At 41.6% G+C, this 13,126-nt stretch carries 8 protein-coding genes, 2 tRNA genes and 1 rRNA gene; 4 read left to right on the forward strand and 7 right to left on the reverse strand.

The genetic code is table 11. The annotated features are described in order from the left end of the window. Window positions 1-3: 3 nt before the first annotated feature. From rrf to PAND9192_RS13955, 3 genes are all read left to right on the forward strand, one after another. Window positions 4-119: ribosomal RNA gene (gene rrf, locus PAND9192_RS13945) — 5S ribosomal RNA — on the forward strand. A gap of 32 nt (window positions 120-151) precedes the next feature. Continuing rightward, window positions 152-228 (forward strand) — tRNA-Asp (locus PAND9192_RS13950). 37 nt (window positions 229-265) lie between these two features. Further along, a tRNA-Trp gene (locus tag PAND9192_RS13955) sits at window positions 266-342 on the forward strand. A gap of 402 nt (window positions 343-744) precedes the next feature. Here PAND9192_RS13955 and PAND9192_RS13960 read toward each other — a convergent pair. Together PAND9192_RS13960 and ilvY are read right to left on the reverse strand one after the other, a co-directional pair. Further along, window positions 745-1,950: an NAD(P)-binding domain-containing protein gene (locus PAND9192_RS13960; protein WP_087854288.1), complete on the reverse strand. Its 1,206-nt coding sequence runs from the start codon at window positions 1,948-1,950 to the stop codon at window positions 745-747. A 58-nt stretch (window positions 1,951-2,008) separates the two neighbouring features. Beyond that, the gene (ilvY, locus tag PAND9192_RS13965) at window positions 2,009-2,878 is read right to left on the reverse strand and encodes an HTH-type transcriptional activator IlvY (RefSeq protein WP_087854432.1); all 870 of its coding nucleotides are present in this window, start codon (window positions 2,876-2,878) and stop codon (window positions 2,009-2,011) included. A gap of 136 nt (window positions 2,879-3,014) precedes the next feature. Between ilvY and ilvC the strand changes: the two genes are divergently transcribed. Continuing rightward, entirely contained in the window at window positions 3,015-4,499 is a 1,485-nt protein-coding gene (ilvC, locus tag PAND9192_RS13970) for a ketol-acid reductoisomerase (RefSeq protein ID WP_087854289.1), read from the forward strand. Window positions 4,500-4,577: 78 nt separating this feature from the next. Here the strand turns inward: ilvC and ubiK are convergent, their stop codons facing one another. From ubiK to PAND9192_RS13995, 5 genes are all read right to left on the reverse strand, one after another. Further along, a complete protein-coding gene (gene ubiK, locus PAND9192_RS13975; protein ID WP_060999685.1) occupies window positions 4,578-4,844 on the reverse strand; it encodes a ubiquinone biosynthesis accessory factor UbiK in 267 nt (88 codons plus the stop codon). Window positions 4,845-4,949: 105 nt separating this feature from the next. Continuing rightward, window positions 4,950-8,027 carry a multidrug efflux RND transporter permease subunit gene (locus PAND9192_RS13980; RefSeq protein WP_087854290.1) on the reverse strand — a complete coding sequence of 1,026 codons (3,078 nt, stop codon included), beginning with the start codon at window positions 8,025-8,027 and terminating at the stop codon, window positions 4,950-4,952. A gap of 16 nt (window positions 8,028-8,043) precedes the next feature. Further along, window positions 8,044-9,147 carry an efflux RND transporter periplasmic adaptor subunit gene (locus PAND9192_RS13985; RefSeq protein ID WP_060999689.1) on the reverse strand — a complete coding sequence of 368 codons (1,104 nt, stop codon included), beginning with the start codon at window positions 9,145-9,147 and terminating at the stop codon, window positions 8,044-8,046. A gap of 27 nt (window positions 9,148-9,174) precedes the next feature. Further along, window positions 9,175-9,741, reverse strand: coding sequence for a TetR/AcrR family transcriptional regulator (locus tag PAND9192_RS13990; protein ID WP_087854291.1), 567 nt, complete (start codon window positions 9,739-9,741; stop codon window positions 9,175-9,177). A 242-nt stretch (window positions 9,742-9,983) separates the two neighbouring features. Further along, a complete protein-coding gene (locus PAND9192_RS13995; protein WP_087854292.1) occupies window positions 9,984-13,124 on the reverse strand; it encodes an efflux RND transporter permease subunit in 3,141 nt (1,046 codons plus the stop codon). Between the last annotated feature and the right edge of the window lie 2 nt (window positions 13,125-13,126).

The following is a 13,126-nucleotide window of genomic DNA, read 5'->3' on the forward strand; positions in this document are numbered from 1 at the left end:
TTGCTTGGCGACCATAGCGTTATGGACCCACCTGATCCCATGCCGAACTCAGTAGTGAAACGTAATAGCGCCGATGGTAGTGTGGGGTCTCCCCATGTGAGAGTAGGACATCGCCAGGCTTTAAATTGCTTAAATGCTGAATAGACACTGCGGAGTGGTAGTTCAGTTGGTTAGAATACCGGCCTGTCACGCCGGGGGTCGCGGGTTCGAGTCCCGTCCACTCCGCCATTTATTTAAGACATAGTTAAGTCTTTAAAATAACTACAGGGGTGTAGCTCCAACTGGCAGAGCAGCGGATTCCAAATCCGCGTGTTGGGAGTTCGAATCTCTCCACCCCTGCCATATTAAAGAAGGCTCATATCGAAAGATATGAGCCTTTTTGCTATCTGTAATTTATGCTTGTTGCCTTAATTGGCAGAGTAGCGGATTCGCCATACCGAAAATCAGCGCGTGTTGTAAAGTTTGAATATCGCAACCCCTGCCATATTAAAGAAGGCTTATATCGAAAGATATGAGCCTTTTTGCTATCTGTAATTTATGCTTGTTGCGTTAATTGGTACAGCAGCGGATTCGCCTTACCGAAAATCAGCGCGTGTTGTGACGTTCAAATATCGTAACTCCATCTATCTTCAAGAAAGCCTCGACAACAATGTTAGGTAACGGATTTTAGGCACTCAAAAGACCTTAACCATATATAAAAACGCCCCAATAGATATTGGGGCGTTTTTTTTGAGTGTGGTTATTTTACTTATAATTATAGAAATGCGTTAGCCATTGCTGGGCGATCATTATTTCATCATTATCTGATAATGCTTGAATACCATCAGTAAACTGTTGTGGGTGATTAAGTAATAGTAACCCTGCCAACATATGTGCGGCTTCAAATAAATATAGTGTTGGATCACCCATTCCTGTTTTAAAGGGAGTATTCGCAGATTCGCCGCCAGCAAGTAGGTAAACACAAATACCATTACGGGTTTGGTACTCTTTGACTAATTGGTTGCGACTAACCTCGGTTAATACACCCTGATTGATTAATTCAGGCAGGCGAAGTTCGTCATCAGCAGAAGTTACTGTGGTAATAAAAAGAGGCTGGGTTAAATGGTCAAATACTTCTGCACTTAATGCTCCATTACCTGTACAGCAAAATACCATATTGCATTGTTGTACCAGATGTTCAAGTGAACAAACATGAACACCATCTCGTGGAAATTGCGTTAGTCGGCGAGGATCTTGGTCAAAAATGTGAAGATTACAAATATCTTTGTTTTGTAGATGCTTGATTATCCCACGTCCAAGGTTACCTGCTCCAATAACTCCGACTCTTAAAAAACCAGCATTATTAATTTTTAGTCCAAATTCTTCTCGTAAGATTTGATCAGAATAATGGACAATACATTCGGAGGCTTCTGTGTCTGCAGGCGTTTTGATACTTAGATGAGAAACGGTCACTAAAGGCTTCTCAATATTCTTATTACAATATTTATATAAACCATTGGCAGTTAATTCTGTAATACCGACTAATTGTTGTTGAAATACGCGGCATAAATGCTCACTGGCATTGGCAAAGTAGCCACCATGATCAAGAATTAAAAAAGGGCTATCGTGAGTGATATATTGACGAATAAGCGCTTCACAATGAAGAGGATCGCGTAAGGACTCCTTATTGTAACTCGGGTTGACGACGTTACAGTTGGTTATTTGATTAATGGTTTGTAATAGCTCTGGGTTAGCATCTGCCGTAGCATTTTTGGGAATAAAAACTAACGGATGAGCTATTTGTGCTAACACATTAATGTAGGGTAAAGAGCCTTCATAGCAGTGCATCACTGAAAAGATCACCAGATTAGGTGGAACAGGAAAGTCTTGAGCGACTTTTTTTAAAAATTGATAACCGTGTTCTGCATAAAAATCTGAACAGTATGAATGCGTTAAAATTGCGTGTGTCATGAAAATTTCCTTTTTCAATGCAATAAATTAGCGGAGGCAAGGCATTGATATAGCAATGTTAAAATAATTGAAGTAATGCTTTTAATATATTTTCTTGATGGCGTGATTGTTTACAACAAAGACCTAAACTTAATGGTGTAATCAACTCAGCAGGAAAACGCTGCACTTTATCACTCATTGGGCTGTTATTGATAACAACATCAGGCGCAATTCCAATACCACACCCCAAAGCAACCATACTGACAATGGCTTCATGGCCAGAAATTTGCGCATAAATAGGTGGTGAAATCTTTTTTTGTTTAAACCACGAATTAGCCCGCGATCTTGCTGGACCTGACTCAGCAATAATAAAAGGCAGCGCTTGCCAATTTGGCCCTTGATCTAATAGTTGTTGAATCGCTGGCGGCGCAATAGTAGGCGAGATCACGGACATTGGAATATGATCTAATTCTATATAAGTTAATTTAGTTGAAAGTTGTTCTGGTTTAGCAGTAATAGCGACATCTGCTTCATCTGTAAGGACTTTATCGATCGCTAGTGCAGAGTCTCCTGTTAATAACTGAATTTCTATTTGCGGATAACGTTGGCGAAAAGCCGTTAATATTGCAGGCAAATGGGTATAACTTGCGGTGACAGAGCAAAATATTTTTAACTTTCCTTGAAGTATTGAGCTATCACTGTGTAATTCCGTTTTTAGTGATAGCCAGTTAGCAATAATCGTGGTCGCGACTGGGATTAGTTTTTTCCCTGCCATAGTAAGCTCAACATGACGATTGTCGCGATTGAATAAGCTTTGCCCTAACTCTTGCTCTAGACGTTGAATAACGCGACTAAGGGCTGATGGACTGATGTGCATTGATTGTGCTGTGTGATGAAAACTTAACGAATCACTGAGGTGAATAAAAAGTTGCAAGTTTTTAATGTTCATTGGCTTATGTTGCATAATTTGCAATTGATTGTTGTGAATATAGCACTTTGCGCAACAAGTTACCTGATCTACTATCAATCTATTCGATAAATAAATATCGAACCAAGGATTAATATTTTTCACGGAGTTTGTTGTTATGGCTAATTATTTCAATACTTTAAATTTACGCCAGCAGTTAGATCAACTGGGCCGTTGTCGTTTTATGGATCGTGCTGAGTTTGCGACTGAAGCGGATTACCTTAAGGGTAAAAGAGTTGTTATTGTCGGATGTGGTGCACAAGGTCTCAACCAAGGCCTTAATATGCGTGATTCAGGCTTGAATGTTGCTTATGCCTTGCGTCAAGCTGCTATTGATGAGCAACGTCCTTCATTTAAAAATGCGCGTGATAATGGTTTTGAAGTTGGTAGCTATGAACAACTGATTCCACAAGCTGATTTAGTGGTGAATCTGACACCAGATAAACAACACACTAATGTAGTTGAAACAGTGATGCCACTGATGAAGCAAGGTGCGGCATTGGGTTACTCTCACGGTTTTAATATCGTTGAAGAAGGTATGCAAATCCGTAAAGATTTAACTGTCGTCATGGTTGCACCTAAGTGTCCAGGCACAGAAGTGCGTGAAGAATATAAACGTGGTTTTGGTGTACCCACTTTGATTGCGGTTCACCCTGAAAACGATCCACAAGCTGATGGCCTTGAAATTGCTAAAGCATGGGCTGCTGCAACTGGGGGTCATCGTGCGGGTGTGCTTGAGTCATCGTTTGTGGCTGAAGTGAAGTCTGACTTGATGGGTGAGCAAACTATTTTATGTGGCATGCTGCAAGCGGGCTCAATTGTCTGTTATGAGAAAATGCTTGCTGATGGTATTGCACCAGAATATGCAGGTAAGTTACTTCAATATGGTTGGGAAACGATCACAGAAGCACTAAAGTTTGGCGGTGTTACTCATATGATGGATCGTCTTTCAAACCCAGCTAAAGTTGCTGCGTTTGATTTATCTGAGCAGCTAAAAGATCTTATGCGTCCACTATATAACAAACATATGGATGACATTATTTCTGGCCATTTCTCAAGTACGATGATGGCTGATTGGGCTAACGACGACGCTGAATTATTGGGCTGGCGTGGGGAAACGGCTGAAACACAATTTGAAAATTATCCAACCTCAGATCTTCAAATTTCTGAACAAGAATACTTTGATAATGGTATTTTGATGGTAGCAATGGTACGTGCTGGGGTTGAGTTAGCCTTTGAAGCGATGACGGCATCAGGCATTATTGATGAGTCTGCATATTATGAGTCATTACATGAACTGCCTTTAATTGCCAATACTGTTGCCCGTAAGCGTCTGTATGAGATGAACGTAGTTATTTCTGATACTGCTGAGTACGGTAACTACTTATTTGCTAATGTGGCGACGCCGCTATTACGTGATCATTTTATGGCAACTGTGAATACTGATGTGATTGGTAAGGGGCTGTCAGCAACAACTAACTTTGTCGATAATCAAAAGTTAATTGAAGTCAATGAAGCATTACGTAACCATCCAGTTGAAGTGATCGGTAAGCAATTACGTGGTTACATGAAAGACATGAAGCACATTGCTGTTGGTGGTTAAACTTCAATACAAATACTAATTCAAAGAAAGCCCAGTTTGATGAGAACTGGGCTTTTTTGTCGATGCTACAATAGCTAGTTAAGCATTATTGTTGTCATCAGCATTAAGCTTGGCTTCAAATGCTGCTAGTTTTTGTTCAAGCTCAGTAAGCTTTTGGCGAGTGCGTAATAGTACTTGGGTTTGAACGTCAAACTCTTCTCGAGTGACAACATCCAATTTACCAAGTTGTGATTGGATCACTTGACGTACTTTTTGTTCAACGTCATTACCAAGATCTTTAACTGGCTTTGGCATTGCGTCTTGAATTTGTTTAGCTACTTGTTCAAGTTTCTTTGAATCAAACATGATCCGCTTACTCCGTTGCGAAAATCGTTGTGAGTTATTGTAATCGGCGCTGTAGTGAAAAGAAAAGGGCGCTGATGATTCAGCGCCCTTTTTTTCATGGCTTAATTAGAAGTGGTTGTCTAAACCATCATCTTCTTCAACAAATACTGGTAATGGCTTATGTTCACTTGCCAAGAACGTATAAATAACTGGCAATACAAACAAAGTAAATAACGTACCGATAGATAAACCGGCAACGATAACAATACCAATACTGAAGCGTGATGCTGCACCAGCACCTGATGCGTATAACAGTGGTACTAGACCTGCAATCATCGCACATGTTGTCATTAGGATTGGACGAAGACGGATCTTCGCAGCTTCCATAACTGCATCCATGCGGTTCTTACCATGGTAGAGCTGTTCTTCTTTGGCAACTTCACAAATCAATATACCGTGTTTGGTTATCAAGCCTATGAGGGTTATCAAACCTATCTGCGAGTAAATATTGAGTGTTGTTGCACCCCATGCGAGGGCAATCAGTGCACCACAAATAGCTAATGGTACTGATACTAGAATCACTAATGGATCGCGTAATGATTCAAATTGAATCGCAAGTACCAAGAAAATAATTGCCAATGCTAGACCAAATGTAGCGTATAGCGCATTACCTTCCGTAACGTACTGACGGCTTTCACCTAAGTAGTTATGACCGTAGCCTTTTGGTAATACTTTTGCCGATTCAGTATTTAACCAATTTACTGCTTCACCGATTGAGGTTCCAGGGGCTAATACTGCGCCGATGGTTGCCGCATTTTGTTGGTTAAAGCTTGGTAATGTTGGTGGCGCTGGCGTGACTTTAATAGTCACTAAGCTACCCAATGGAATTAAATCACCACTATTTGTTTTGACGTAGTAATTGTTTAAATCTTTAGGATTAAAACGATCTTTACGCTCAACTTGTGGGATCACCTTGTAAGAGCGGCCTAAAATATCAACACGGTTAATATCACCACCGGCTAGCATCGTACTTAACGTATTACCAATTGCTTGCATGGTAACGCCATAAGCACCAGCTTTATCTTTATCGATATCAATGTTCATCGTTGCAGAGTCATACTTCAAGTCTAAATCTGAGTAGACAAACATTGGGTTATCTTTAACCTTTGCCAACATTTCAGAAGCAACTTGGTAGAGGCTCTTAAAGTTGTTAGGTGTGGTGATAACAAACTGTACTGGCAAACCAGAACCTGCGCCTGGAAGGCTTGGCATTTGGAAAGCAGTGACAGCCATTTGTGGAATATTTTTAATCTTTTTCGTTACTTCATTCGCAACTTCAGTTTGGCTTTGATCGCGTTGGCTCCATGGTTTCAATGTTGCAAGACCAAATGCTTGGTTAGCCGATGGAATACCTGAGAAAATTTGCGCATATTGGACGCTTTTTTGCTCAGTAAGTACTTTGTTAACTTGATCCATGGTGTCTTGAATGAAATCAAGGTTAGCGTTAGCTGGGGCTGTACCCATAAACACTACCACGCCATTATCTTCAGCTGGAGCGAGTTCGCTTGGAATAAATTTAAATAAGAACGGTAAGCTTGCACAAGCACAAATTGCAAATACGATCACAACTGAACGCATGTGCATGATGCCACTTAGCATTTTCTCATAACGTAGTGTTAAACGATCAAGAAAGCCGTGAACCATTAATTCAAATTTATTTGGCGCTTCATTTTGTTTAAGGAAAGTTGCACACATTACTGGTGATAATGTTAAGGCAATGATCCCTGAAATAAATACCGCACCTGCAAGGGTTAACGCAAACTCTTTAAATAATGAACCGGTTAAACCGCCCATTAGTGCAATCGGTGCATATACCGCACCTAATGCAATCGTCATTGAAATAACGGGTACTGCAATTTCACGAGTACCAATAATGGCTGCTCTAAATGGCGTTTGCCCCAACTTAATATGCCGTTCAACGTTTTCTAGTACCACGATAGCATCATCGACCACTAGGCCGATAGCCAATACCAGAGCCAGCAGTGTCATGAGGTTCCATGAGAAACCAAACAGTTGCATCACCAGCGCGACACCAATCAACGATAATGGAATCGTAATGATTGGAATAATGACTGAACGTAGTGAACCGATAAACAATGCAATAACGACTAATACAATTAATGCCGCTTCAAGAATGGTTTTAATAACCTCATGAATAGAATCATTAATCGCAATTGTTGAGTCATACATCACCGTCATTTTGATGGTGCTTGGCATGTTACGTTCAATGGTTGGTAGTAGGTTGATAACATCTTTGGCGATGTTGATTGGGTTAGCACTTGGTGCCGCTTCAATCGCACCCACAACCGCTTCTTGGCCGTTGGCTGTTGCGCGGTAGCTATCGCTGCTGCGCGATAAGGTTACCTTGGCTATGTCACCTAAGCGGATCACTTGACCTTTATCACTTGATACAACCAGTTTTTCTAGTGACTCAGGGCTATTTGCTTGAGTGTTAGCACTACCGTTGTAGAGTACGAAATCATTGTTGGTTTGACCGACAGCAGATTGGTAGTTGTTAGCTTGTAGTACTTGAGTTACATCACTGGCAGATAAGTTAAATGCTGCCATTTTTTGTGGATCAAGCCATACCCGCAGTGCAAAAGGTACACCGCCATACATATCAACTTTTGCCACACCACCTACCGTAAATAACTGCGGTTTTACTACTCGTTCGATGTAGTCAGTGATTTGGCTTGAGCTTAATGTTTTACTGGTAAAACCAAGATAGAGCACTCCAGTACCGCCACCTGTAGAGAGGGCGATGGTTGGATCTTGAGTTTCTTTAGGTAATTGAGCCCGCACCGAGTTTACTTTGGCAAGGATATCAGCCAAGGCAGCATTTGGGTTGGTGTTCAATTTCATTTGCACGGTAATCGTCGACATACCCATAGTACTTTGGGCGGTGATGTAGTCGATATTATCGGCCTGAGCAATAGCTTGCTCTAGTGGTTGGGTGATAAACCCTTGAATAAGGTCAGCACTAGCACCGTAGTAAGCCGTACTTACGGTTACTACAGTGTTAGTCATGTCCGGATATTGCCGAACCTGCATTTTGAAAATCGCCTGTAGACCCAGCAATGCGATCATTAAACTGATCGAAATTGCTAGTACCGGGCGTCTGATGAATATATCAGTAAAGCGCATCCTGAGCGTTCTCCAGTTACAGCAATGGGATTTCAGCAGGAGCCTTCAGTGCGTCATTTTCAACGATGTGCACTAATGACTTGTTGCTAAGACGAATTTGGCCGCTAGTTACGATCTGCTCTCCAGCTTTTAAGCCTGAAAGAATGCGTACTTTGTTACCTTTGTTTAGACCTGTAGTTACCACTGTCTGCATTGCACGTAATTTGCCATCAACGTTGCGCAGTACATACACCGTATCACCGTAAAGGGTGTAAGTAATGGCGGTTTGAGGCACCACGATTTGATCAGCGATAACAGGTTGAATAACACGTGCGCGTGCAAACATACCACTGCGCAGCATGCCGCCGCTGTTAGGAATATCAGCTTGTACCTGAATCAAACCTGTTTGAGCGTTAACCGCAGGTTCAATCGCAGTAATTAGACCTTTAAAGTTAGTATCTTTATAAGCATCGATGCTGATATCAACCGTTTGGCCAATTTTGATTTTAGAAATATCCGTTTGCGGAACCGTAAAGCGGAAACGCATCGTCGTGGTGTCTTCTAAACGAATAATTTTAGTACCAGGTTGAATATATTGACCTAAGTAAACATTACGTAGACCAATCTCACCGGCAAAAGGTGCGCTGATATTACGACGTTGAATAGATTCTTTTAATGATTTGATTTGAGCCACTAATGCGAGGTAGTTAGCTTTAGCTTCATCAAGGCTAGATTTTGATACTGAACCTTTACGATAAAGATCTTTGTAACGTAGGTAAGAAGCTTTTACTGAGGGTAATTTTGCTTCAGTACTTTGTAAGCTCGATTGCTCAACATTGGAGTTTATTGACACCAATAATTGTCCGGCTTTTACTTTCTGGCCTGATTCAAAATTGATTTTGCTGATCACACCAGCAGCTTCTGAAGTTAGGGTTACACCTTGCATTGGTTCAATAAAACCAATTGCCTGAAGTGCAGGGTGCCAGTTTTCAGCTTTAGTGGTAGTGGCGGTTACCGGATAGTTTGCTTCCGGCATATTAGCCATATATTCAGCTATTTTATGTTCTTTAAAAAGATTGAAACCAATTACACTTCCAAATAACAGAAGAGCAAGAAGTAACATCACGATCCATTTTTTCATTATGAGGTATGCTCCGGAATTACAATGTTAATGCTGAATAATGGCGTCCCAAGAGGCATTAATAGCGGCATTTAGTTCGCTATCAGTGATCTCTAATCCACCATTGATTTTTCGACGGGCTAAATAACAACTCGTCTCAAGGCTAAGTGTGCTTAAAATTTCATTATCAAGCGGTTTAAATAGGTTGCAGGCTTTACCTTCGTCAAACATTTGATTGACGCAGCTAAAAAGGTGTTTATTTAATGCTTTTCTTTCATGGGCATTTTTACGGGGCAAATTCTGAAATTGCCCTTGATTGATTAACGGCGCATTACCACTTACCGACATTTGCCACAAATTGAGCCACATCGTACGGTAACGCTGTTTAAGTGACATACTATCGCTAATATTCTGGCTAATTTTGTTCGCGATATAACCTAAAATATATTCATGTAGTTGGAATAGTAGATCATCTTTATCATCGAAGTAGCGATAAATAGTGCCTGTTGCAACTTGAGCTTCTTTAGCAACCATCTGCATTGATAGACCATGAAAGCCATGGGTGGCTAAAAGTTTTTCAGTTGCTGTTAATATGCGCTCTTTTTTATCTGTCATAACTGCTTATATTCGGTACAAATAGAATGAATGAATGTTCATTCACTGGGCTATTGTAGGATTTGATGATTGATTCGCAAGTCTTATTTAAGCTTTTGTATCATTATTAAGAATATTGCAAGGTTCCCATAAGTGCCAATATACTTATTCGCCGTGATAAGGCGGTTTTTTCAAGTGAAAAAGTAATAAAAAGCCCGCATCAAGATAGATACGGGCTGCTATGGTTCTAGATTACCAATTGATTAATGAGGTTGAGTTGGTGGCGTATTGTCAGATGTTGGTTTGGTTTTACCACGACTAAAGATACGTTCAACTACCACAAAGAAAATCGGAATGAAGAAAATACCTAAGAAGGTTGAGCTCAACATGCCGCCAAGTACCGCGGTACCAATGGCATTTTTACCCCCCGAGCCAACGCCAGTACTGATAGCTAATGGCACCACACCAAGACCAAACGCGAGCGAGGTCATGATGATTGGACGCAAACGTACACGCACCGCATGCAAGGTAGCTTCAACCAGCCCTGCGCCTTTCTCGTAGTACTCTTTAGCAAACTCGACAATCAAAATGGCATTTTTGGTTGCTAAACCAACGGTGGTTAATAAGCCTACTTGGAAGAATACATCGTTAGGCATCCCGCGCGCATTCATTGCTAGCAGCGCACCAATGATTCCAAGCGGCACTACTAGTACTACAGCAAAAGGTACTGACCAGCTTTCATATAACGCAGCAAGTACTAAGAACACCACCAAGATAGATAACGCGTATAGCATTGGTGCTTGGTTACCCGATAGGCGTTCTTCATACGATAAGCCATTCCATTCAACGCCAAACCCTGGTGGTAATTTCTTGACCATCGCTTCAATATCAAGCATTGCTTGGCCTGTACTGTAACCATTAACCACACTGCCTTGAATATTCACAGCAGGAGTGGCGTTGAAACGTTCTAGACGCGGTGACGCATATTGCCATTCACCGGTAGCAAAGGCCGAGAATGGCACCATTTCACCTTGGTTATTACGTACATACCAGCTATCAAGATCGCCAGGTTTCATGCGGTATTGAGCATCACCTTGAACGAAGACTTTCTTTACTCGGCCACGATCAATAAAGTCGTTAACATAAGAGCTACCCCATGCGGTACCGAGTACTTTGTTGACAGAGTTAATATCAATTCCCAGTGCACGTATTTTGGCTTGATCAATATTAATTTGGTACATAGGTGCATCTTCTTGACCATTTGGACGAACGCCAACCAAATTAGGGTTTTCAGCAGCTAATTGCAGTAATTGATTACGTGCAGCAATTAACTTGTCATGCCCTTGACCACTACGATCTTGAAGGTAGAAATCAAAACCACTGGCAGTACCGAGCTCGATCACCGCTGGTGGCGCAAACGAAAATACCATCGCATTTTTGATTTTTTGGAAATAACCCATCGAGCGATTCACGATCGATTTAACATCCATGCCTGGTAATTGGCGATCAGACCAATCTTTTAAGCCGACAAAGGCCATACCCATATTTTGACCGTTACCGGCAAAACTAAAGCCTGAGACACTAAATACACTGGCGACGCTGTCAGCCTCTTGGGTTAAATAGTAATCAGACACTTGGTCCATAACTTTTTGAGTTTGTTCTTGGGTTGAGTTAACCGGCAATATTGCCTGACTAAATAAAATTCCTTGGTCTTCATCTGGTAAGAACGAAGTTGGCATGCGCATAAAGATCCAACCCACAGCAACGGTTAAGCCAAGGAAGATAAACATCACTCGAATAGAGCGTTTAATCATTGCCGCAACGCTAGCTTCGTAACGGTTGGTTAAGTTATCAAAGGTGCGGTTAAACCAGCCAAAGAAGCCTTTGTCATTGCTACCATGAGCAACTGGTTTAAGCATCGTTGCACACAAGGCTGGTGTAAGGATCACTGCCACCATTACCGATAGTGACATTGCAGTCACAATGGTTATAGAGAACTGGCGATAAATAACGCCGGTAGAGCCTGACATAAATGCCATTGGAACAAATACCGCGGATAGTGTTAAGGCTATACCGACTAAGGCACCCGTAATTTGATCCATTGATTTACGCGTCGCTTCAACTGGACCTAAGCCTTCCTCATGCATTACTCGTTCAACGTTTTCTACGACGACAATCGCATCATCAACCAGCAAGCCGATAGCAAGTACCATTGCAAACATAGTGAGGGTGTTTATTGAATAGCCAGCGATAGAAAGTACAGCGAAGGTACCGAGTAATACCACTGGAACCGCAATAGTTGGAATTAATGTAGCGCGGAAATTTTGGAGGAACAGGAACATGATAATAAATACCAATGCCACTGCTTCAAATAACGTATGGACTACACCTTCAATGGATTTTTCAACAAATGGCGTGGTGTCGTAGGGATAAACCGCTTGTAATCCTTCAGGGAAGAACGGTTTAAGCTCATTAATCTTTGCTTTAACTGCTTCTGCTGTGGCTAAGGCGTTGGCCCCTGTGGCGAGTTTAATACCAATACCACTGGCTTGTTTACCATTATAGAACACCTGCACGGCATAACTTTCAGCGCCAAGTTCAACTCGAGCGACGTCTTTTAATAACACTTTTGCGCCCGAAGGATCGGATTTAAGGATAATTTTTTCAAACTGAGCAGGAGTTTTTAAACGGCTTTGAGCGGAGACGGTCGCGTTAAGCTCTTGACCTGGTAACGATGGTGAGGCACCTAGTTGACCTGCTGAAACCTGAGCATTTTGTTCTTTAATGGCATTAATAACATCAATACTTGTGAGGTTATATTTTGTTAGTTTAAGCGGATCAAGCCAAATACGCATTGCATACTGGGCACCAAAAGTTTGAATCTCACCAACACCTGGAACACGACTCATTGGATCAGCAACATTGGAACTGATGTAGTCCGAAATGTCGTTTTTATCCATTGAGCCATCTTCGGAATAGAATCCGACCACCATTAAAAAGCTGGAGCTGGCTTTGTTAACCTTCACCCCTTGCTGTTGCACTTCCATTGGCAATAGTGGCAATGCGGACTGCAACTTATTTTGAACCTGAACCTGAGCAATATCAGGATCAGCCTCAGCATTAAAGGTCAGGGTTATTTGGGTATTACCAAAACTGTCACTGGTTGACGATAAGTAGCGCAGGTTATCAATACCTGTCATCCGTTGTTCGATAACTTGAGTAACGGTATCTTCCATGGTTTTCGCATTAGCGCCGGGGTAGCTAGCACTAATAACAACTGTGGGTGGTGCAATACTAGGGTACTGAGAAACCGGTAATTTTAAAATGGACAGTACGCCAGCTAGCATGACGATAATCGCGATCACCCAAGCAAAAATAGGGCGATCGATAAAGAAACGAGCCATAG

It is taken from the genome of Photobacterium andalusiense (assembly GCF_900185625.1).
Lineage (GTDB): Bacteria > Pseudomonadota > Gammaproteobacteria > Enterobacterales > Vibrionaceae > Photobacterium > Photobacterium aquimaris.